General features: G+C 67.1%; 16 protein-coding genes and 1 tRNA gene. 4 read left to right on the top strand and 13 right to left on the bottom strand.

Annotation, left to right across the window (positions count from 1 at the left end; genetic code table 11):
- Positions 1–148: 148 nt before the first annotated feature.
- Together E8M01_RS06110 and cpdR are read right to left on the bottom strand one after the other, a co-directional pair.
- A tRNA-Val gene (locus E8M01_RS06110) sits at positions 149–223 on the bottom strand.
- A gap of 78 nt (positions 224–301) precedes the next feature.
- A complete protein-coding gene (cpdR, locus tag E8M01_RS06105; RefSeq protein WP_136964470.1) occupies positions 302–667 on the bottom strand; it encodes a cell cycle two-component system response regulator CpdR in 366 nt (121 codons plus the stop codon).
- 465 nt (positions 668–1,132) lie between these two features.
- Here cpdR and E8M01_RS06100 point away from each other — a divergent pair, with 465 nt between their 5' ends.
- Positions 1,133–2,023, top strand: coding sequence for an N-formylglutamate amidohydrolase (locus E8M01_RS06100; RefSeq protein ID WP_136959311.1), 891 nt, complete (start codon positions 1,133–1,135; stop codon positions 2,021–2,023).
- A gap of 409 nt (positions 2,024–2,432) precedes the next feature.
- Here E8M01_RS06100 and E8M01_RS06095 read toward each other — a convergent pair whose 3' ends face one another.
- Positions 2,433–3,650 carry an MFS transporter gene (locus E8M01_RS06095; protein ID WP_170181803.1) on the bottom strand — a complete coding sequence of 406 codons (1,218 nt, stop codon included), beginning with the start codon at positions 3,648–3,650 and terminating at the stop codon, positions 2,433–2,435.
- Between the two features lie 217 nt (positions 3,651–3,867).
- Here E8M01_RS06095 and hisN point away from each other — a divergent pair, with 217 nt between their 5' ends.
- Positions 3,868–4,650, top strand: a complete 783-nt coding sequence (gene hisN, locus E8M01_RS06090; protein WP_136959309.1) for a histidinol-phosphatase — start codon at positions 3,868–3,870, stop codon at positions 4,648–4,650.
- An 18-nt stretch (positions 4,651–4,668) separates the two neighbouring features.
- Here hisN and E8M01_RS06085 read toward each other — a convergent pair whose 3' ends face one another.
- The 3 genes from E8M01_RS06085 to E8M01_RS06075 all read right to left on the bottom strand — a co-directional run bounded on the left by E8M01_RS06085 (position 4,669) and on the right by E8M01_RS06075 (position 6,710).
- Complete coding sequence (locus tag E8M01_RS06085) at positions 4,669–5,619, bottom strand: alpha/beta fold hydrolase (RefSeq protein ID WP_136959308.1); 951 nt, start codon at positions 5,617–5,619, stop codon at positions 4,669–4,671.
- A gap of 132 nt (positions 5,620–5,751) precedes the next feature.
- Positions 5,752–6,099: a hypothetical protein gene (locus E8M01_RS06080; RefSeq protein WP_136959307.1), complete on the bottom strand. Its 348-nt coding sequence runs from the start codon at positions 6,097–6,099 to the stop codon at positions 5,752–5,754.
- 191 nt (positions 6,100–6,290) lie between these two features.
- Positions 6,291–6,710, bottom strand: coding sequence for a hypothetical protein (locus E8M01_RS06075; protein WP_136959306.1), 420 nt, complete (start codon positions 6,708–6,710; stop codon positions 6,291–6,293).
- Between the two features lie 305 nt (positions 6,711–7,015).
- Between E8M01_RS06075 and E8M01_RS06070 the strand changes: the two genes are divergently transcribed.
- Positions 7,016–7,492: an Hsp20 family protein gene (locus E8M01_RS06070; RefSeq protein WP_136959305.1), complete on the top strand. Its 477-nt coding sequence runs from the start codon at positions 7,016–7,018 to the stop codon at positions 7,490–7,492.
- A 147-nt stretch (positions 7,493–7,639) separates the two neighbouring features.
- On the opposite strand, the gene E8M01_RS06065 is transcribed toward E8M01_RS06070, so the two are convergent.
- From E8M01_RS06065 to E8M01_RS06035, 7 genes are all read right to left on the bottom strand, one after another.
- Positions 7,640–8,836 (bottom strand): hypothetical protein, encoded by a 1,197-nt coding sequence (locus tag E8M01_RS06065; RefSeq protein WP_136959304.1) that lies wholly within the window; start codon positions 8,834–8,836, stop codon positions 7,640–7,642.
- Between the two features lie 97 nt (positions 8,837–8,933).
- Positions 8,934–10,013 (bottom strand): threonine aldolase family protein, encoded by a 1,080-nt coding sequence (locus E8M01_RS06060; RefSeq protein WP_136959303.1) that lies wholly within the window; start codon positions 10,011–10,013, stop codon positions 8,934–8,936.
- 55 nt (positions 10,014–10,068) lie between these two features.
- The gene (locus E8M01_RS06055) at positions 10,069–11,487 is read right to left on the bottom strand and encodes a glutamate synthase subunit beta (protein WP_136959302.1); all 1,419 of its coding nucleotides are present in this window, start codon (positions 11,485–11,487) and stop codon (positions 10,069–10,071) included.
- Positions 11,488–11,491: 4 nt separating this feature from the next.
- Complete coding sequence (gene gltB, locus E8M01_RS06050; RefSeq protein WP_425467709.1) at positions 11,492–16,258, bottom strand: glutamate synthase large subunit; 4,767 nt, start codon at positions 16,256–16,258, stop codon at positions 11,492–11,494.
- 362 nt (positions 16,259–16,620) lie between these two features.
- Positions 16,621–17,925 (bottom strand): SGNH/GDSL hydrolase family protein, encoded by a 1,305-nt coding sequence (locus E8M01_RS06045; RefSeq protein ID WP_170181802.1) that lies wholly within the window; start codon positions 17,923–17,925, stop codon positions 16,621–16,623.
- 112 nt (positions 17,926–18,037) lie between these two features.
- The gene (locus E8M01_RS06040; protein ID WP_136959299.1) at positions 18,038–19,261 is read right to left on the bottom strand and encodes a lytic murein transglycosylase; all 1,224 of its coding nucleotides are present in this window, start codon (positions 19,259–19,261) and stop codon (positions 18,038–18,040) included.
- 81 nt (positions 19,262–19,342) lie between these two features.
- Positions 19,343–20,533 carry a lytic murein transglycosylase gene (locus E8M01_RS06035; RefSeq protein ID WP_136959298.1) on the bottom strand — a complete coding sequence of 397 codons (1,191 nt, stop codon included), beginning with the start codon at positions 20,531–20,533 and terminating at the stop codon, positions 19,343–19,345.
- 211 nt (positions 20,534–20,744) lie between these two features.
- On the opposite strand from E8M01_RS06035, the gene E8M01_RS06030 reads away from it, so the two are divergent.
- Complete coding sequence (locus E8M01_RS06030; RefSeq protein WP_136964469.1) at positions 20,745–21,191, top strand: host attachment family protein; 447 nt, start codon at positions 20,745–20,747, stop codon at positions 21,189–21,191.
- Positions 21,192–21,231 lie beyond the last annotated feature (40 nt).

Below are 21,231 nucleotides of genomic sequence, written 5' to 3'. Positions count from 1 at the left end.
GCGATGGTCGATGCCGGCCGCGGAACTGTCAAATGATCCCTGCGCCCGTCGGCATGGCTCTGGCCTGCGTCGCGGCCAAGGTCAGGCTGATGCGCCGGCGCCAAAAGAAAAACCCCGGCGGAGCCAAAGGCTTCGCCGGGGTTCTAAATGGTGGGCACGACTGGGATCGAACCAGTGACCCCTACGATGTCAACGTAGTGCTCTCCCGCTGAGCTACGCGCCCTTTGCGGCCGGGGCCGCGAATGCGAGGCGCTCCGTATAGTGGGGAACGCCGGCCGGTGCAAGACCGGTTGGGGATGGATTATGCCGCCTGCTGCAGCATTTTTTCGACCTCGTTGACGAGATCGCGCAGGTGGAAGGGTTTGGACAGGATCTTGGCATCCTTCGGCGCCTGCGAGTCGGGCTGCAAGGCCACCGCAGCGAAGCCGGTGATGAACATCACCTTGATGTCCGGATCGAGTTCGGTGGCGCGGCGGGCCAGCTCGATGCCGTCCATTTCCGGCATGACGATGTCGGTCAGGAGCAGTTCGAACGGCTCCTCGCGCAGCCGGTGATAAGCCGACAGCCCGTTGTCGAAGGAGGCCACGTCGTAACCGGCATTGTGGAGCGCTTTCACCAGGAACCGGCGCATGTCGTTGTCGTCTTCGGCCAGCAGAATTTTGCCCATACGCCCGTCCGGTCCTTCGCGCCATGCCAGGAAATGCAATGCGGCCGAACCGGAGTTCGCCACCCGGAAACACTCAACACCCGGACGGTAAATATGGCGTGAAGGGGAAAGCAAGAATACAATGCTTAAGCGCCGCATTCTTTGCTTTTGCACAGGCAAGCGGCAGCGCAAAATCCGTCATCCAGGGCCAGAATCACCCCTCTTGATGTGACAATTCTTATGACAATTGGCGGTCTCGGCCGGCGCTGGCCGCCCCTGAGCCAGGCTTCCGCGGGCTGCGCCGGCCAGGCGGACAGGACCGGCCGGGGGGCAAGGCCATCGGCGATATCGGGTCTCACCCTTGCGTGACGACGGGGCTGTTCCGGCTTTTCATCGCGAAGCGGCATGGGCTAAGCTTTGTGACGCGACGTCCCGGGCACACGGCATTCGGGGCGCAAGCGCCACGAGGCCAGCCACGGACCCGCGATGAGCGACGCCCAGATCCGCGATTTCGACCCGGCGTTCGAAGCGCTCGAGCCGGATGTTCTGGTCGCTCCGGTGGTGTTCAACTCGCCGCATTCCGGCCGTGTCTATCCGGCGCGCTTCCTGCAGCAGGTCCGGCTCGACCTGCCGACGCTCCGGCGCTCCGAGGATACCGATGTCGACGCCCTGTTCGAGGGCGTGGTCGAGCGCGGCATGCCGCTGCTCCGGGCGCATTTCCCGCGCTCGATGGTCGACGTCAACCGCGAGCCCTACGAACTCGATCCGCGCATGTTCGACGGACGCCTGCCGACCTTCGCCAATACCCGTTCGATGCGGGTGGCGGGCGGACTTGGAACCGTGCCGCGGGTGGTTGGCGAGGCCCAGGAGATCTATGCCCGCCGGCTGCCGATCGAAGAGGCGATGGTGCGCATCGACACGATCTACAAGCCCTATCACCGCACCCTGAGGCGAATCATCGCCGGAGCGCACAGGGCCTTCGGCGAGGCCCTGCTGGTCGATTGCCATTCCATGCCGTCGCTGGCGCCGGCGCGCGAGGACCGCCCGCGTGCCGATATCGTCATCGGCGACCGCTACGGCACCAGCTGTTCACCTGTGGTGAGCGACGTCATCGAGACCGTGCTGCGCGGCCGCGGCTACAATGTCGTGCGCAACAAGCCCTATGCCGGCGGCTTCATCACCGAACATTACGGCCAGCCGCAGAGCGGCACCCATGCCGTGCAGATCGAGATCAATCGCGCGATCTACATGGACGAGCGCAGCTATCGCCGAAGCGCCAGTTTCGAAGCCCTGCGGCTCGACCTGATGGCGCTCGCCGACGGCCTGATGCGCCTGCCGCTCGATCGCCCCGGCGACTGGCGCATCGCGGCGGAGTAGCGAGGCAGCCATTCGCACAGCGCATGGCTGGCCGATTTACCGATCGAATCCGGTTCATCGCGCGGGTGTCGCCGTGAGCGCTTTTTTCCTGACTGTTCGACTGATCAGGGTGCGCTGCACAATAGGTGAGTGACGCCAAATTTGCGCGGTCGCCGAACCGAGGCCCCTGACGTGCCACGGAAGATTTGCCGCTTAGCATTGAAATAATTCGAAAATTCGACCTGGAAAAGAAAGAGGCCGCCCACTTTCGTGAGCGGCCCAAGTCTAGGGAGGAAACGCCCAAGGAGGGCTGCGCGATGTCGCCGGAGCGACACCGCACTGCAGCAATATGGCAGGGGCCTTTAGAAAAGGCAAGATGGTTGACCCATTTTTTCGCAGGGACTGATCGCTGGTTCAGGGCCCCGCGACATCAGCCGATGGCGCGGCGCGGGTCCGGCGCGCCGGCATAGACCAGCGCCGCGGTTGCCAGCAGCACCGCCTGCATGCCGAAGGCGAGCTGAAAGGCGGCGACCGGATAGACCAGCGCGGAACCGGCCACGGCCTTGACCGCGAGGCCGGTGAGCCATTGGGTGGCAAAACCGCCGCCGACCGTGCCGATATTGAGCAAGGTCATGCCGCGGCCGGTCAGGGCTGGGGGAAACATCGCCTTGCCATGGGCGACGATGACGGGCGCATAGGCACAACTGAAGCCGAGCGCCGCAATGATCGCCGCGGCACCGAAGGTATCGAGCCGATGGCCGACAACGATGAGGCCGACCAGCAGGGCGACGCTGAGGCCGGCCGCGGTCAGCGTCAGCGGCCGATAGGCTTTGACGATGCGGTCGGCCAGGCCCCAGAACAGCATGCCGCAAACCTGGGCGACCGCCATGGCCAGCAGTACCTGTCCCTGGGTCTGCAGGTCGGAGCCATGGACATGGGCGAGGTAAGGGCCGCCCCACAGGCCAATGATCAGGCCAAATGTCGAATAGCTGGAGAACTGGATCAGGAAAAGCCGCCAGAAGCCGGGGGCGCGGGTAGCCCGGGCCACCCCCCTGAGCGCGTCGGCCAGCGTCTCCTTCGGTGAGCCGGCCTGCGGCCCGGCGGCCGGGCCGCGCACCACGACGAAGATCGCCAGCGTCAGCGCCAGGCAGCCGAGCCCCGCCGCGATGAAGGCCGCGCGCCAGCCGAAGGCTTCGGTGGCCAGCGCCAGCGGCACGGTCGCGCCGATATTGCCGAGGCTGGAGATCGACAGCTGCAGGCCGGTCAGCGAGGCGAAGGTGGCCGGCGGAAAGGCCCGGCTATAGATGACCAGCGGGGCCATCAGGAAGGTCGAGCAGCCGATGCCGAGCAGCAGCCGGCCGGCGAGCAGGCTGCCATTGCCCTGGGCGAACGCGAAGACGAAGGAGCCGAGAATCACGAAGGCGGCCGAGCCGAGCATGGCGCTGCGCGGGCCGTAGCGGTCGATGACGATGCCAACCGGGATCTGGCACAAGGCGAAGACCAGGAAAAAGCTCGAGGACAAGGTGCCGAGCTGGGCTGCGGTCAGTTCCAGTTCGCCGGCGAGCGTGGTCGCGATCACCCCGACCGAATTGCGGTAGAACTGACTGAAAGCGGTTGCGAGCCCAAGCGTGCCCACCAACGCGATCATGGCGGATCTCGCCAGCGTCGCTTCGCCCATGCCCTTCACATCGTCCTCCGGGGCGGACCCTGCCTTGTCGGCGGGGCCGGGACAAGCGCGTGGGCAGCAGCACTGGCCCCGCGCCGATGCTTGCCCCGATATCGCCGGGTTGCAGGGTTTTGCTCCGCCGGCCTATAGCTCTGGGGAGGGCCGGCGCCAGCCGGCCGGCAGCGAAGAGGACGTTCCCGTGAGCGCCGTCGACATCGAGGCTTTCGTCCACGACCTGGCGAGGATTTCCGGCGAGGCGATCCTGCCATTCTTCCGATCCAGTATCGGCGTTGAGAACAAGGCGGAGGTTGGCGCCTTCGATCCGGTCACCGAAGCCGACCGCGCCGGCGAAGCGGCGATGCGCCGGATGATCACGGCGACCTTCCCGGAACACGGCATCATCGGCGAGGAGCACGGCTCGGAAAACCCCGATGCCGAACATGTCTGGGTGCTCGATCCGATCGACGGCACCCGCGCCTTCATTGCCGGCATTCCGGTCTGGGGCACGTTGATCGGCCTCTCCCGCAAGGGCATGCCCGCCTTCGGCATGATGCATCAGCCATTCACCCGGGAAACCTTCTGGGGTGATTGCGCGCGGGCTCGCTATGAGGGGCCGGCCGGACAGCGGGCGCTGCGCGTGCGCGCTTGCGAGACGCTGGCGGAGGCGACCATCATGACCACCTCGCCGAAGATGTTCCGCGACGGCGACAAGACCCGTTACGACCGGATCGAGGGCGAGTGCCGCACCTACCGCTATGGCGCCGACTGCTATGCCTATTGCATGCTGGCGGCGGGCCATGTCGACCTGGTCGTCGAAGCCGGCCTGAAGCCTTATGACATCCTGGCCCTGGTGCCGATCATCGAAGGGGCGGGCGGCATCGTCACCACCTGGGACGGCGGGCCGGCCGGCGAAGGCGGGCGGATCCTGGCCGCCGGCGACCGGCGTGTGCACGATCAGGCCATGGCCATCCTGAACGGCTGATGCCGCTCGCGCGCATCGCTACAGAAATGGTTGCTCGCCCGGCACGAAGGCGTCGAAGGCAGCCCAGAACTGCTGGCGGAACACCTCGCGCTCGAACAACAGCTCGTGCTTGGCGCCCGGCACCACCACGCTATGGCCGGCCTTGAGTCGGCTGCCGAACTCCTCCACGGCCGGGGTCGAGACCAAGGGGTCCTTGCCGGCCGCGATGATCAGGATCGGCTGGCGGATATCGGCGGCGTAGAGCGGATGGGCAAAGGTCGCGGTGGCCTTCAGCGCCTCGCGCACCCAGGAGACGGTCGGCGCGCCCATGCCGAGGCGCCGGTCGACATCGGCATAGGCGGCGACGCGGGCATAACGCTCGGGATCGGAACAGACCGGATTGGTCTCGAACGGCCGCTTGGACAAAGGTTCGAGCGAGCCGCCGGGAATGACCATGCTGCCCAGCCCGATCAGGGACAGCGCGCTCAGGGCGGCGAGCGGCAGGATCGGCCGCGGCACCTGGGCGAGCTTGACCATGGGGGCGCTCAGCACCACCCGGTCAAACCAGGTTCGGCCGGCCTTCAGTGCCTCGATCATGATGGCACCGCCCATGCTGTGGGCAAGCGCATAGAAGGGCGGACGGCAGTCTGGCAGGGCCACCGCCTCCATGATCGTTTCGAAATCGATCTGATAGTCGGCGAAGCGCCGGACATGGCCCTTGCGGATGTCGCTGGTCAGCCGTCCCGAGCCGCCCTGGCCGCGCCAGTCGAAGGCCAGCACACCGAAACCGCGGGCGCGCAACTCCTGGATCGCTTCGAAATATTTCTCGATGAACTCGGTGCGGCCCTGGGCGATCACCAGCGTGCCCTTGCGTGGGGCGCCGGTCGGCTCCCAACGGGCATACCGGATCGGCACGCCGTCGCGCGTGGTGACCGTTCCGGCGCGCGCGCCTTCGGGAACCGGGCAGTCGGGCAGGGCGACGAGATCCATCAGCACACCAGGGTCGCGAATCGGCCGATGCTCAACGGCCTGAGGTCGACAGGATAGCGCCGGTTGTGGCGCGCCGACATGACATCGACGGCGGCATAGACGGGCAACAGGAGGGCAGGAAAAGGCGCGCTGCTACCAGGCCGGCACCAGCCGCCAGCGATAGACCGGCCGGCCGCGGCCGTCATAACCGGAGGGCGGAATGACCGCCAGGGCATGTGGCGGCGGCGGCAGCAGATAGACTTCGCCACGCGCCTCGCGGCAATAGCCATAGGCTGGTTCGATGGCAATGAAGGCGCGGCCCCAGTCGTCGCGCTTGACGACGCGGATCGGCGGAGCGCCAGGCGCGCAAGGGTCGAATGGATAGTTGCGCGGCAGCCACTGAACCTGCAGCGTCCGGCCGGATGCGGCGCCGGCCACGGCAACCGATGGGACGATCGGCATGGCGGAGGCGGCACCCGGCGCCAGGAGGCCGGGTGCCAAGAAGAGTTCCGAGGCCAAGAGTCCCGATGCCAAGAGTCCCGAGGCCAAGAGTGCCGATGCGGCGGCGCGGATGATCGGCAAAGCCATGGGCAGGGCTCCGTCCCCTTCAGGCGCTGATGGCCGAGATGGTTCCCACAGATGCCCGCTGCCGCCAAGGATTTGTGCTCGCAATGGTGAATGAGGGTGGAGTTTCAAGGTGATGGGCGGATTGCCGATGCCGATGGACGGTCACTCGGCCGGCTGGCATCGACGGTACGCATGCCGATGACTTCGGCAGTGCGGCCGTCGATCACGATGCGCAGCCGCCGGCCATGGCTGTCGGTGCCGGTGGTGAGATAGGTCGGGCCGCGCTGGACCGCCGGTTCGCCGACGGTATAACCGCGCCGGGCGAGCCGCACGGCAATTTCGGGCCAGGGCAGCAGCACCGGAGTGGCGGGCGCGGGCATTGGCCCGGCCACCGCCTCGGTGGGCGCCGCGAATGTGCGGGCAGCGCCGGGATCGGCTGCCCCGCGCAGATTTTTGGGCTCCCCAAAGGCCAGGGTTGCGACGCAGACGAGCCAGGCGCCGGCCAACGCAAGAAGCACCGCTTTGCCGGGTGCGACCCTGAACATTTCGGAAAAACCTCGGGTGGAAAGGGGCACCGGCCGATCTGGCCGAGCCTGGTCATCATGGGCATGACCCTAGCGGCCGGCCCCTGAACTCATCCGGAAGCGCGCGTTCATGTGGTTGTCAGAAAGCCGGGCCGGCGGGACATGCGCCGCGCGGCCAGAGGAATTGGACGGCGCGTCGGGGGTCTTGCGAAGCGGAAATGCGATGCCTAACTCCATGGCCATGCAGGCCCCTGGTGGCTGCATGTCACGAACGGCCTGGCCATCCGGCGGGCCCCATTTCTGATGTCGCTTGAAGGAGGACATCCATGCGCACGTTCGATCTTGCTCCGCTTTACCGTTCGACGGTCGGCTTCGATCGCCTGTTTTCGTTGCTCGACCAGGGTTCCGGTGCCGATGTTCCGGTTCCCGGCTATCCGCCCTACAATATCGAGAAGACCGGCGAGACCGCCTATCGCATCTCGGTCGCTGTCGCTGGCTTCACCGAGCAGGACCTCTCCATCGAAGTGAAGGAGCAGGCGCTCACCATTCGCGGCGAGAAGGTTGTCGCCGAGGGCGAAACCAAGGCCGAATATCTGCATCAGGGCATTGCCGCGCGCGCTTTCGAGCGCCGCTTCCAGCTGGCCGACTATGTCTTCGTGAAGGGCGCCGCGCTCGAGCACGGACTGCTGCATGTCGACCTGGTCCGGGAGATCCCCGAGGCGATGAAACCGCGGCACATTGCCATCGCCAATGGCGGCGGCGCTCGCGTCATCGAGAGCAAGCCGGCCAAGAAAGCCGCCTGAGCCTCGGCCACAGTGCCTCACTCTGCTGACTCTGCCTGAACCGGCCTCCAACCGGTTCTCCCATGCACGAACGCCCCGGTGCTTGCACCGGGGCGTTTTGTTGTGGCTGGGTCTGTTGGCCAGGCTCGGGCGCGTGGATCGGCCCGATCAGTTGCCCGGCGGGGGCGTCACCGACCTGACGGTGCCACGCGGCTCGGGTGCGCCGGGCAATGTCTCGCCGTTTGGCCCAAGGAACCGTCCGTCGACCATGACGCCGTCATCCGGTTCGGCCGGCCGGACAGCCGCGCTCGGGGGGGTGGCGGGCGGTACGGCAGGCGCCGCCTCGACCGGGGCCGGCACGACCGGCGCCGGGGTGATCACCGGCGGCGGCGGGGGCTCGGCCGGGGTTGGCGGCAGGGCGGCGCTTGGCGGGACCGGGGCTGGCGGTTCGACCGGCGTGGCCTGGGGCGCCGGCGGCACCACTTGCGGCGCTGGCACGACGACGGGCGGCTCGGGCACGGGTGCCGGCGGCAATGCGGCACTCGGCGGCACTGGCTCGACCGGCGCCGGCGGAGTTGCCTCCTGCACCGGCGGCGCGGCCGGCGGGACGAAAGGCGTGCGCGGCTCGACGCTCAGCGGCGGATCCTGCGGCGCGATGCGGGCCGCCGGCGGCGGTGCGTAAGGGGTGGCGTCGGCCGGCGGGATGGCGACCGGCGGCAAGGCAGCCGGCGGCACGGTCCCCGGCGGGTCGATCTGCGGGCGGGGGGTTGGCACCGGCACGAGGCGCGCGGTGATCTCACGTTCGGGTTTGGCCGCGCGCTGTGACCGATCCGGCCGATCCGGCCGTTGGGCGCGGTCGAAATCCTGATCGAGCCGGCCTTCGCGCTGCACCGGCGGCCGGCCATCGCGAGACTGGAAAGTCGGCCGCTCTTCCGGCCAGACCGGCGGCGTGCCGAAGCGCGGACCGGGTGAATCGAGGTAACGCACACGCACCGGCCGGCCGCTGAAGGCGTCGATCGAGACACGTACGCGCAGGCCCTGGCGATCGACCGTGTCGATCACCCAGGCGCCTTGGGCGAGCCGCGGCTGGCTCACCGCGCGATAACCCATCGAGCGGGTAATGCTGACCGCTTCGCTGGGATGGATGGCGTCCGATTCCGGTTCCAGGTCCGGCTCGAGATAACGCGGCTCATAATAGCGCCGCTCGCGATGGCGCGGGCCCCATTCGCCCCAAAACTGGACCTGTTGGGGCTGCCCGATCGAGCCGATCGCCTGATCCGTCGACCCAAGCGGCATCGCCCGAACCGGGCTCATGCCGGCGGCGAGCGCGGCAACGGCGGCCGCTAGCAATAGACTCTGGCGCACGATCTGCGTCCTCTTTCCCCAGCGAAGCCCCAGGTCAAGACTTCGGCAAGGAGAACGGCGATTTCAGGGCAACTCGCGAAAAGTTCAAGGCAGGCCGCTATTCGGCGGCAAGCGGCGTGGCGGCCTTGGCGGCGGTCGCGATGAACCGATCGACATCGTCGGCCTTGGTGGCGAAAGAGGTGATCAGGCGCACGATGGTCTCGTCCGCGCCGACCGTGACACCTGCCGGCAGGCTCTTGTCCGACCAGGGATAAAAGACCGCGCCGGCCGCTTTCAGGGCCGCCTCCATGGGCTTCGGCAGGATCGGAAAGACCCCGTTGGCCTGGGGCGTGAACGGCACCTTGACGCCCGGAACGGCGGCAAGGCCGGCGGCGAGCCGCGACGCCATGGCATTGGCGTGGCCGGCAAGCTCCAGCCAGTGACCGTCACCAATGAAAGCTTCCATCTGGGCAGCCAGGAAACGGTGCTTCGACAGGAGGTGGCCGCCGCGCATGCGCCGGCGCACCATGTCGGAGCCCTTGGCCGGATCGAAGAACACCATGGCCTCGCAGGCGAGCCCGCCGCCCTTGGTGGTGCCGAAGGACAACACATCGACACCGGCCTTCCAGGTGACCTCGGCCGGGCTGCAGCCGAGCGAGGCGACGGCATTGGCGAAGCGCGCGCCGTCCATATGAACGTTCAGCCCCTTGGCCTTGGCGATCGCGGTCAGCGCCTTCACCTCATCGACCGAATAGACCAAGCCATATTCGGTCGACTGGGTGATCGACAGCGCGTGGGCCGGCGCGTTGTGCGGCACTCGCTTCGGCAGCCTGGCCAAGGCGGTCTCCAGCGCCGCTGCGCTGAATTTGGCGCCGGGGCCTGCAATGCCGACCAGCTTGGCGCCGCCGGTGAAGAATTCCGGGCCGCAGCATTCGTCTTCGATGACGTGGCTTTCCTCGTGGCACAGCACGAGGCCCCAGGGCGGCGTCAGCGTCGACAGGGCGAGGCCGTTGGCCGCCGAGCCGGTGATGACCATGTAGACGCCGACATCGCGCTCGAACAGGTCGGACAGCATCCGCTCGACCTTCTTGGTGCCGTCGTCATTGCCATAGCCGAGGCGCGCGCCGCCATTGGCGGCGACGATCGCCTGCATGACCTTGTCGGAGGCGCCGAGCCCGTTGTCGCTTGCAAAAAACATCGAATGAACTCCCTGTCCCCCAAGCTTATTCGGGAGACAGGGCCGATGTCACCGCTCAACGCGGCAGGGTAGTCGTGCCCATCAGATCCTTGTCGACGGCGTGCGCGGCCTGCCGGCCTTCGCGGATCGCCCAGACGACCAGCGACTGGCCGCGGCGCATGTCGCCGGCGGCATAGACCTTGTCGACCGAGGTCTTGTAGTCGGTCTGGTTGGCCAGGACATTCTTGCGCGGATCGAGCGTCACGCCGAGGCTTTCGAGCATGCCTTCATAGACCGGGTTGACGAAGCCCATGGCCAGCAGCACCAGGTCGGCGCGCAGGTCGAACTCGCTGCCCGGGATCGGCTGCATCTTGGCGTCGACGCGCACGCAACGCAGCTTGTTGACCTTGCCGTTGACGCCGGTGAATTCGGTGCTCAGCACGGCGAAATCGCGCTCCGCGCCTTCCTCGTGGCTCGACGAGGTCCTGAGCTTCAGCGGCCAGAGCGGCCAGGACAGGCCCTTGTTCTCCTTTTCCGGAGGTTTCGGCATGATCTCGAGCTGGGTCACCGAGACGGCACCCTGACGCACCGAGGTGCCGATGCAGTCGGAACCGGTGTCGCCGCCGCCGATCACCACGACATGTTTGCCGCCGGCCAGGATCGGCTCGTTGGTGCCGATCGATTCGCTGGACACGCGGCGATTCTGCTGCGGCAGGAAATCCATGGCGAAATGGATGCCGTCGAGCGCGCGGCCGGGGATCGGCAGATCGCGCGGCTGCTCCGAACCGCCGGTCAGCACGACGGCGTCATAATCGGCCACCAGCCTGTCCACCGGGGTGGTGACGCCGACATGCTCGTTGTAGCGGAAGCTGACACCCTCGGCTTCCATCTGGCTGATGCGCCGGTCGATCAGGCGCTTCTCCATCTTGAAGTCGGGAATGCCGTAGCGCAGCAGGCCGCCGGCCTTGGCGAATTTCTCATAGACATGGACGTCGTGGCCGACGCGGGCGAGCTGCTGGGCGGCGGCAAGACCCGCCGGGCCGGAACCGACAATGGCGACAGCCTTGCCGGTCTTCTTGGACTTGACCTCCGGCTTGATCCAGCCGGCATTCCAGGCCCGGTCGACGATCGCGCATTCGATCGTCTTGATGGTGACCGGGGTGTCCTCGATGTTGAGCGTGCAGGACGCCTCGCAGGGCGCCGGGCAGACCCGTCCGGTGAATTCCGGAAAGTTGTTGGTCGAGTGGAGGTTCTGGCTCGCCTCTTCCCAATTGCCTTGATAGACGAGGTCGTTCCAGTCGGGGATCTGGTTGTTGACCGGGCAACCGGTATGGCAGAACGGAATGCCGCAATTCATGCAGCGCGACGCCTGGTTGCGCGTGCTTTCCTCGCTCAGCGGAATGACGAATTCACGGTAGTGGCGGATCCGGTCGCCGGCCGGCGCATAGCGCCGATCCTGGCGATCGACCTCGAGAAAACCCGTTACCTTCCCCATGTCATCATTCTCCTGCCAGCGCGAAGGGGCGCTGTTCGGCCTGCGCGGCCATTTCGGCCAGCGCGCGGCGATATTCCACCGGCATCACTTTGCGGAACTTCGGCAGCATCTCGGACCAGCGGTCCAGGATGTCCTGCGCCCGTTTCGAGCCGGTATAGCGGGCGTGATTGGTGATGAGCTGGTGCAGACGCTCGGCGTCGAACCGGGTCATGTCGCTCATCACGTCGACCCGGCCATGGCCTTCCAGGCCGCCGGACTGGTGATAGTGCTGGGCCAGCAGTTCCTCTTCCTCCAGGACGTGTTCGAGCTCGACCATCGACATGTTGCAGCGCGAGGCGAAGTCGCCGATTTCGTCGAGCACATAAGCGATGCCGCCCGACATGCCGGCGGCGAAGTTGCGCCCGGTCTGGCCGAGCACCACGACAATGCCGCCGGTCATGTATTCGCAGCCGTGATCGCCGGTGCCCTCGACCACCGCGATGGCGCCCGAGTTGCGCACGGCAAAACGTTCGCCGGCAATGCCGCGGAAGTAGCATTCCCCGTCGATCGCGCCATAAAGCACGGTGTTGCCGACGATGATCGAGTTGTCGACGTCGAGATCAACAGCCTCTTTCGCCGGATAGATGGCGATGCGTCCGCCGGACAGGCCCTTGCCGACATAATCGTTGGCCTCGCCTTCGAGCTCCATGGTGACGCCGCGGGCAAGCCAGGCGCCGAAGCTCTGGCCGGCCGTGCCCTTCAGCTTCACATGCACGGTGTCGTCGGGCAGGCCGGCATTGCCGTGGGCCGCGACGATGGCGCCCGACAGCATGGCGCCGGTCGAGCGGTTGACGCTGCCGATCGCGGTTTCGATCACCACCGCCTTGCCGTCCTCGATGGCCGGCTTCGCCTCGATGATCAGCTTGCGGTCGAGCACCGCCTCGAGATGGTGGTTCTGGTCCTCGAGCCGGCGGATGCCGACCGTGTCGGGCATGTCGGGCTTGTGGAACAGGCGCGAGAAGTCGAGGCCCTGGGCCTTGCCGTGGGCGACCACCGCCTTCTTGTCGAGCATCTGCATTTGCCCGACCATTTCGTCGAAGTTGCGATAGCCCATGGCGGCCATCAGCTCGCGCACTTCCTCGGCGACGAAGAAGAAGAAGTTGACGACATGTTCGGGCTGGCCGCGGAAGCGCTTGCGCAGCACCGGGTCCTGGGTGGCGACGCCGACCGGACAGGTGTTGAGGTGGCACTTGCGCATCATGATGCAGCCGGCGGCGATCAGCGGCGCGGTGGCGAAGCCGAATTCGTCGGCGCCCAGGAGCGCGCCGATGACGACGTCGCGGCCGGTGCGCAGGCCGCCATCGACCTGAACCGAAATGCGCGAGCGCAGCCGGTTGAGGACGAGCGTCTGATGGGTCTCGGCAAGGCCGATCTCCCAGGGGCTGCCGGCATGTTTGATCGAGGTCAGCGGCGAGGCGCCGGTGCCGCCCTCGAAGCCCGAGATCGTCACATGGTCGGCGCGTGCCTTGGCGACGCCGGCGGCAACCGTGCCGACACCGACCTCGGAGACGAGCTTGACCGAGATGTCGGCGGCCGGATTGACGTTCTTCAGATCGTAGATGAGCTGGGCCAGATCCTCGATCGAATAGATGTCGTGGTGTGGCGGTGGCGAGATGAGGCCGACGCCGGGCGTCGAATGGCGGACCTTGGCGATGACCGCATCGACCTTGTGGCCGGGCAGCTGGCCGCCTTCGCCGGGCTTCGCGCCCTGCGCCATCTTGATCTGGATCATGTCGGCGTTGACCAGATATTCGGTGGTCACGCCGAAGCGGCCGGAGGCGACCTGCTTGATCGCCGAGCGCATCGAGCGTCCGTCGGGCAGCGGCTTGAAGCGCTCGGCCTCCTCGCCGCCTTCGCCGGTGTTCGACTTGCCGCCGATCGAGTTCATGGCGATGGCGAGCGTCGTGTGCGCCTCGCGCGAGATCGAGCCGTAAGACATGGCGCCGGTGGCGAAACGCCGGACGATGTTGGCGGCTGCTTCGACCTCGTCGATCGGCACCGGCTGACGGCCGGCCTCTTCCGCCATCTTGATGTGGAACAGGCCGCGAATGGTCTGCAGGCGGCCGGCCTGGTCGTTGATCAGGCGGGCGAATTCGCGGTAGCGGTCCTGGCTGTTGCCGCGCACGGCGTGCTGCAGCGCTGCCACCGTATCGGGCGCCCAGACATGGTCCTCGCCACGAATGCGATAGGCATATTCGCCGCCGACCTCGAGCGTGGTGCGCAAGGTCGGATCATCGGAGAAGGCGGCGGTGTGCCGGCGCACGGTCTCGTCGGCGATTTCGGCAAGGCCGGCGCCCTCGATCCGGGTGGCGGTGCCGGTGAAGAAGCGCTGGACGAATTCGCTCGACAGGCCGACAGCGTCGAAGATCTGCGCGCCGCAATAGGACTGATAGGTCGAGATGCCCATCTTGGACATCACCTTCATGATGCCCTTGCCGATCGACTTGATGAAGCGCTTGACCACCTCGTCGGCATCGACCTCGGGCGGCAGCTCGCCGCGGGCGTGGATCTCCTCCATGGTCTCGAAGGCGAGATAGGGGTTGATCGCCTCGGCGCCATAACCGGCGAGACAGCAGAAGTGGTGGATTTCGCGTGCTTCGCCGGTCTCGATGACGAGGCCGGCGGCAGTGCGCAGACCCTTGCGGATCAGGTGGTGGTGGACCGCCGCCACGGCCAGCAGCGAGGGGATCGGAATGCGGTCCGGGCCAACCATCCGGTCGGATAGGATGATGATGTTGTAGCGGCCGTGGACGGCGGCCTCGGCGCGGTCGCACAGAAGCTGCAGCGCCTCCGCCATGCCGCCGGCGCCCTTGGTCGAGGGGTAGGTGATGTCGAGCGTCTTGGTGTCGAAGGAATCTTCGCGATGACCGATACAGCGGATCTTTTCCAGATCCTCGTTGGTCAGGATCGGCTGGCGCACTTCGAGGCGCTTGCGCCGCGAGGTGCCGTCGAGGTCGAACAGGTTCGGCCTCGGCCCGATGAAGGACACCAGGCTCATGACGATTTCCTCGCGGATCGGATCGATCGGCGGGTTGGTCACCTGGGCGAAGTTCTGCTTGAAATAGGTGTAGAGCAGCTTCGACTTGGTCGACAGCGCCGAGATCGGCGTGTCGGTGCCCATCGAGCCGACGGCTTCCTGGCCGGTGGTCGCCATCGGCGCCAGCAGGATCTTGGTGTCTTCCTGGGTGTAGCCGAAGGCCTGCTGCTTATCGAGCAACGGCACGTCGGTGCGCGAGGCGCGCGGCTCGACCGGCGGCAGATCCTCCAGGATCATCTGCGACTTGGTCAGCCATTCCTTATAGGGGTTGCGACTGGAGAGATCGGCCTTGATCTCCTCGTCCGAGATGATCCGGCCCTGCTCCAGATCGACCAGCAGCATCTTGCCCGGCTGCAGCCGCCACTTCCGGATGATCTGGTCCTGCGGCACCGGCAGCACGCCCATTTCGGACGCCATGATGATGCGGTCGTCCTTGGTGACGAACCAGCGGGCCGGGCGCAGTCCGTTGCGGTCGAGGGTCGCGCCGATCTGGCGGCCGTCGGTGAAGGCGATCGCGGCGGGGCCGTCCCAGGGCTCCATGACGGCGGCGTGATATTCGTAGAAGGCGCGCCGCGCCTCATCCATCAGCTTGTTGCCGGCCCAGGCTTCGGGCACCAGCATCATCACGGCATGGGCGAGCGAATAGCCGCCCTGGACCAGGAATTCGAGCGCGTTGTCGAAACAGGCGGTGTCCGACTGGCCTTCGTAAGAGATCGGCCAGAGCTTGGAAATGTCGTTGCCGAACAGTTCGCTGTCGACGCTGGCCTGGCGTGCCGCCATCCAGTTGACGTTGCCGCGCAGCGTGTTGATCTCGCCGTTATGGGCGACCATCCGGTAGGGATGGGCGAGCGACCAGGTCGGGAAGGTGTTGGTCGAGAAGCGCTGGTGGACGAGCGCCAGCGCGCTTTCGAACGCCGCGTCATGCAGGTCGGGATAATAGCTGCCCAGCTGGTCGGCCAGGAACATGCCCTTGTAGACGATGGTGCGGCACGACAGCGACACCGGATAATAGCCAAGCGTCTTCGGGTCGTTGCGGTCATAGACCAGGTTGGAAATGACCTTGCGCAGAACGAACAGCCGGCGCTCGAACTCCTCCTCGGAATCGACATCGGCGGCGCGGCCGATGAACAGCTGCATGTGCTTCGGTTCGGTCGGCGTGACGCTGAAGCCGAGCGACGCATTGTCGGTCGGCACCTCACGCCAGCCGAGCAGGACCTGGCCCTCGTCGGCAATGACCTTCTCGATGGTCTCGCGGACGATCACCTGTCCTTCGGGGTCGCGCGGGAAGAAGATATAGCCGGCGGCGTAATGCCCCGGCTCGGGCAATTCGAAGCCGAGCTCGGCGGTCTTCTTGGCGAAGAAGGCATGCGGGATCTGCACCAGGATGCCGGCGCCGTCGCCGGCGCGCGGATCGGCGCCGACGGCGCCGCGATGCTCCAGGTTGAGCAGGATCTGCAGCGCGTCCTGGACGATCTTGTGCGACTTGCGGCCCTTCATGTCGGCAATGAAGCCGACACCGCAGGAGTCCTGTTCCTTGGCCGGGTCATAGAGGCCCTGGGCCTTGGGCTGGCCGGGATGGATGATCGGCCGCGTACGGTTTTTCGTACGGTTGGCCGTATTGGCTTTCGCGGTGCGGTTGGTCCGCGCCTCGATACCCCGACCCTTGCCCGCACCAAAACCGTGAGTGCTCATCATCGACCTCGTTTTGCGGTCAATAGCCGCCGTTCCATGCCCTGACTGTGACACATCCAGCCGGCTGCGATCCCGGGAGTTCCCCGGTGCCGGCCGGCCTGCCACTTTGCGGCCTTGGGCCGCTTTCGACTACCCCTGAGGGGTGTATTGCAGATAGGGCAGCGATGCTGACCTTTCTGAAGTCGTTTCTTTGACAGATTTCAAACAGGGTTACAAGCGGCAATCCGTGCGGAAAAGTCGGTTTGGATGCGGTTTGTTGCCGGACGCTGTATCGCCGAATCATAAATGGAAGGCAATCAGCTTGTGCGGCGCAATATTATTGCCTGAGCGCGTGCAGCAATGCTACCCGCCAAAGGGCTGATGTCTCAGCGGGTTTGTGGCCCGCTGGCGGTCGCGGCGGCCTGTCCGGTTGCATTTTCCGGCACGGATGAGGCTATCGAACCACGTGGCCAGCGGAAATCATCGACCCGTCCGGGCGCCGGCGGTGGCTCTTCGCCACGCACCAGGACGGCGGCTGCCGCCCCTTGCGCCGAGATGGACGGACGCTCGCCGGCGAGGCCGCGCGGCGCGGCGACGGGCGGCGCGGGCGGCGGGTTGCCGGCAACCGCGGGGCGCGGGATGGTCGGATTGCCGGCAAGCGGCAGGATCGGCCCCATCAGCGGTCGCGGCCGGGGCGGTTCGAGCTCGAGGCTCGGCAGCGCCGCTTCCGGTTGCGGAAGGCCCGTCTCGGGCGGGCGCGGGCGGTCGGCGGCAGGCGCGCCGGGGATCGCCGGGGTGATGCGGCCGACCAGATCGCGCCGCAGATCCTGTTCGACGAAAAGCGCAAGCTTGCGGGCGCCGGCCGAGGTGAAATGGACGCCGTCGGCCGTGCGCAGGCGCCGGATCTGGCCGGCGAAGTCCGGTCCGAATTGCGAATATTGCCCCTGCTCGTCGACAAAGCCGTTCCAGACATCGACATAGGTCACGCCGTTGCGGGCCGCGCGTTCCTTGTAGACGTCGTTGAGATAGGCCATGTCGGCCGAGGCGCGCTGGCCGCGCAGCGGCGGCATGCCCACCCAGTAGACCGGCACGCCGCGGGCTTTGAGGGCCAGCATCGCGGCATCGACCCGCTGCACATAAATCTCGCGCCAGCGTTCCGAGCGCGGCTCGAATGCTTCGCGGTCGACGCGCAGCGCCTGACGGTCGTTGGAGCCGATCATCATGACGATGAAATCGACCTTGGTCTCCTGGGCCAGGACCTCCGGGATCACCTTCGCCCAGTCGTAGAATTCCGAGCGGACGAGGCCCGAGGACAGGCGGCTCTTGTCGGTGACGCCGATCTCGGGAACGTCCTCGAAGGCCCGCTCGATGCCGAAGGCCAGCCATTCCGCGAGGTTGTCGCCAAGCACCAGCACGAAGGTGGTCGGCGCGACCTCGGCCGTGCCGGGTGCCGCCGCCGTCGCCGACGGGCCGGTGCGTTCGCGCGGCGGCCGGGTGATCTCGGTCGCGGCCGGCTGGGTGGTTCGCGCCACCGGTGCCTGGCGGGTCGACTGCGGCGGGATGGTGAACAACCGCGGCCGCTGGTCGCGCGGCGCGAACAAATGCGGGAAACGGTCATCGGCATAACCGGTCTGGGCCCGCGACGACCCGCCGACCGCCGCGCAAGCGACGGTCAGGATCAGCAGAGCCAAGACATGTCCGAACCGCCTCACGCCAGAACCTCGGTACCGATGCCCCCCGGCTCCGGACCAGCCTTTCTACCACGAAGCGGCGACATGGCCACAGGCCCGCCGACCGCAGGCCTCAGCCGCCCTGGCGCAGCCGCTGCAGCACCGCCGCGGTCGGAAAACCGTCGGCGGCCATGCCGGCGCGCGCCTGGAACCGCTGCAGGGCCTCGCGGGTGCCGGCGCCGAGCTTGCCATCGACCGTACCGCTATAGAGCCCGACCTGGGCCAGGCGCTGCTGCAGTTCGATGCGCTCATCGCGCGACAAGGCCCGTTCGGTGACCGGCCAGGGCCGCATGAAAGGCCCGCCGCCATGCAGACGGTCGGCCAGGTGACCGACCGCCATCGCGTAGTTTTCCGAGTTGTTGTATTTCATGATCACCCGGAAATTCGGCAGCATCAGGAAGGCCGGGCCGCGGGCGCCGCCGGGCAAATGCAGGAAGGCCATGTCGCCGCGCCGCGGGAACGGCCGGCCACCGGCGCGGCTGACACCGCGGGCTTCCCATTGGGCGATGCTCTGCGGCCGGTCGCGGCCGGCCAGGCCAAGGTCGAGCCCGGCCGGCAACACCACCTCGTAACCCCAGCCCTGGCCGCGCGCCCAGCCCTCTTCGCGCAGCAGGTTGCCGGTGGACATCATGGCGTCGGCGACCGAGCCGACAATGTCGATATGGGCCGAGCCCGAGCCGGAGCGCGCCGCGCGCAGGAAGGTCGAGGGCATGAACTGGGTATGGCCGAACGCACCGGCCCAGGAGCCGCGGAAATTCTGCGGCGCCACATGGCCGCGTGCGATGATCTGCAGGGCGGCCAGGAACTCGTCGCGGAAGAACTCCTGGCGCCGGCCGTAGCAGGCCAGCGTCGCGGTGGCGCGAATGACCGAGGTATTGCCCTTGGCCTTGCCGAAGCTGGTTTCGATGCCCCAGATCGCGGCGACGATGTGCCGGTCGACCCCGGTCGTCTGCTCGACGCGGTCGAACACGGCCCGATGGCGCTGCAGCAACTGGCGGCCCTCGGCGACGCGGTTCGCCGCCACCAGGCCGTTGATATATTCCCAGGGCTGGCGCGAGAATTCCGGTTGGGAATCGAGCAATCGGAGGATGCTGGTGTCAGGGGTGAGGGCGCTGGTCGAGCGCTCGAACACCTGCGGCAGAATGCCGCGCTGGCTGGCGTCGCGGCGGAGCGTCTGGATGCAGCTGGAAAAGCCGCCGTCCTGCGCGCCGGCCGGCGCGGGCGCGGCAAGGCCGGTCGCCAACGTCGCCAGGAAAACGGCCAGGAAGCCTTGCAGGGCCTTGCCGGAACGATCCATGCCAAATGCCTCCGATCCGGGATGGAACCCGCCGAAGAACCAGTGGAACAATGGCCATGGTGAACGAAGCGTTAAGCCCGTTCAACCGCCGCGCCTGAGCCGTTCCAGGAAGGCCCGGTCGGCGTCGCCGGTCGCCGGCATTCCGAAGCGGCCCTGCATCGAGCGGATCGCCACTTTCGACTTGTCGCCGATAATGCCGTCGGGGTCGCCGAGATCGAAGCCGAGCGCATTCAGCCGGCGCTGGATCTCTTCGCGTTCGGCATGGACGAGCCCGCCCTCGCCGGGCGGCCAGGGTTTGGAAAAGCGCCCGGCGCCCTTGATCCGGTCGCCGAGATGGCCAACGGCGAGGGCGTAGGAATCGGCATTGTTGTAGCGCTTGATCACATTAAAATTGCCGGTGACGAGCAAATGCGGTCCGCCTTCGCCGGCGGGCTTCCACAGGCTTGCGGCAGCTCCGCCCGCCATCGATCCGCCGCCGATGCGGCTGACCCCCTGGGCGCCCCAGGCGCTGATCGCCTGGCGGCTGCCGCGATTGCCGGCAAGGCCGGGAGCATGGACCTCGAACCCCCAGGGAACGCCCGCGGTCCAGCCGTTGCGGGCGAGATAATTGGCCGCCGAGCCCATGGCGTCGGGGATGGAATTCCAGATGTCGCGCCGGCCGTCGCCGGTGAAATCGACCGCAAAGCGCAGGAAGCTGGTCGGCATGAACTGGACATAACCCATGGCGCCGGCCCAGGACCCCATCATGGCCTGGGGCGCGATGTCGCCGGCCTGCAGGATGCGCAGCGCCGCGATCAGCTCGCTGCGGAAGAAATCGGTGCGCCGGCCGGCATGGGCGAGTGTCGCCATCGCCTGGATGACGTAATGGTCGCCCTTGAACGTGCCGTAGGAGGTTTCGTTGCCGAAGATCGAGCAGACGATCTCTCCGGGCACGCCGAAGCGGTTCTCGACCGCGGCAAAGGTGGCGCGGTGCTCGCCAAAGGCGGCACGGCCATTGGTGATGCGCTTGTTGGAGGTGCGCAGGTCGACATAGTCACCGAGCGTCTTCCTGAATTCCGGCTGGCGCTGCGACAGTTCGATCACCCGCGGGTTCGGCTGGACGCCCGAAAAGGCGCGGTCGAACGTGCCGCGCGATACGCCGGCCGACGAGGCCTGGGACCACAGGCTGTCGACGAAGCCCTGGAAGGTGGCGGCGTCCGCCTGGCCGATCAGCGAGGGGATCGCCAGCGATGCGGTGCCGAGAAGGGCGGTACGGCGGGTGAGCGCGCTCATGTCGGGCCTCCAGTCTGGTCCGGCCAAGCCATTCCGGTCCGGGCCAGACCGGGCGGAAACGGATGATTCGCCCGCGAAGATAACCTGGGCGGCGCGAACCGGCACGTGGCAATCGGCGGGCGGACAAGGACCTTTGGCCGCAGCGGGTGGCGTGGTCCGACGGAACGGAGCCTTGTGTCACGGGTTCTTCCTGGATCGGAGGACGGTGACCATGCCCGCGATCAAAATTCCCCACGATGCTCTCATCCTCATTGGCGACGGCGAAAAGGCCCTGTTCCTGCGCAACCGGGGGCATGCCCAGCGGCTCGACCTGGTCATCGAGGACGTCCTGCAACAGGACAACCCGGCAACCCGCGAGCAGGGCACCGACCGCCCCGGGCGGTCGTTCGCCAACGCCGGCACCCGGCGCAGCGCCATGGAACAGACCGACTGGCACCGGCTGGGCGAGCAACGCTTCGCCATCGACATCGCCGAGGCGCTGCGCCGCCATGCCCAGGCTGCCCGGTTCAAGGAGCTGATCGTGATTGCTTCACCGCGGGTTCTGGGCAACCTGCGCAAGGCGTTCCACCGGGACGTCTCGGACCGGATTACCGGCGAGATCGCCAAGGAGCTGACGTCGCATCCGCTGGCGGATATCCAGAGCCTGCTGACCGCCTGACGCCGGGCCAACCCCGAAAGCAGCCTTATCTGTCGCTCCG

It is taken from the genome of Phreatobacter stygius (assembly GCF_005144885.1).
GTDB classification, from domain to species: domain Bacteria; phylum Pseudomonadota; class Alphaproteobacteria; order Rhizobiales; family Phreatobacteraceae; genus Phreatobacter; species Phreatobacter stygius.
Note: the sequence above shows the minus strand (reverse complement) of the source record. Positions and strands in the feature narration are given on the sequence as shown.

Excerpts from the sequence above, each read along its gene's own strand:
- E8M01_RS06030 (WP_136964469.1), top strand. The coding sequence starts at position 20,745 with ATGCCCGCGATCAAAATTCCCCACGATGCTCTCATCCTCATTGGCGAC.
- E8M01_RS06035 (WP_136959298.1), bottom strand. The coding sequence starts at position 20,533 with ATGAGCGCGCTCACCCGCCGTACCGCCCTTCTCGGCACCGCATCGCTG.
- gltB (WP_425467709.1), bottom strand. The coding sequence starts at position 16,258 with ATGATGAGCACTCACGGTTTTGGTGCGGGCAAGGGTCGGGGTATCGAG.
- E8M01_RS06085 (WP_136959308.1), bottom strand. The coding sequence starts at position 5,619 with ATGGATCTCGTCGCCCTGCCCGACTGCCCGGTTCCCGAAGGCGCGCGC.
- E8M01_RS06095 (WP_170181803.1), bottom strand. The coding sequence starts at position 3,650 with ATGATCGCGTTGGTGGGCACGCTTGGGCTCGCAACCGCTTTCAGTCAG.
- E8M01_RS06070 (WP_136959305.1), top strand. The coding sequence starts at position 7,016 with ATGCGCACGTTCGATCTTGCTCCGCTTTACCGTTCGACGGTCGGCTTC.
- E8M01_RS06040 (WP_136959299.1), bottom strand. The coding sequence starts at position 19,261 with ATGGATCGTTCCGGCAAGGCCCTGCAAGGCTTCCTGGCCGTTTTCCTG.
- E8M01_RS06075 (WP_136959306.1), bottom strand. The coding sequence starts at position 6,710 with ATGTTCAGGGTCGCACCCGGCAAAGCGGTGCTTCTTGCGTTGGCCGGC.
- E8M01_RS06055 (WP_136959302.1), bottom strand. The coding sequence starts at position 11,487 with ATGGGGAAGGTAACGGGTTTTCTCGAGGTCGATCGCCAGGATCGGCGC.
- E8M01_RS06100 (WP_136959311.1), top strand. The coding sequence starts at position 1,133 with ATGAGCGACGCCCAGATCCGCGATTTCGACCCGGCGTTCGAAGCGCTC.
- E8M01_RS06060 (WP_136959303.1), bottom strand. The coding sequence starts at position 10,013 with ATGTTTTTTGCAAGCGACAACGGGCTCGGCGCCTCCGACAAGGTCATG.
- cpdR (WP_136964470.1), bottom strand. The coding sequence starts at position 667 with ATGGGCAAAATTCTGCTGGCCGAAGACGACAACGACATGCGCCGGTTC.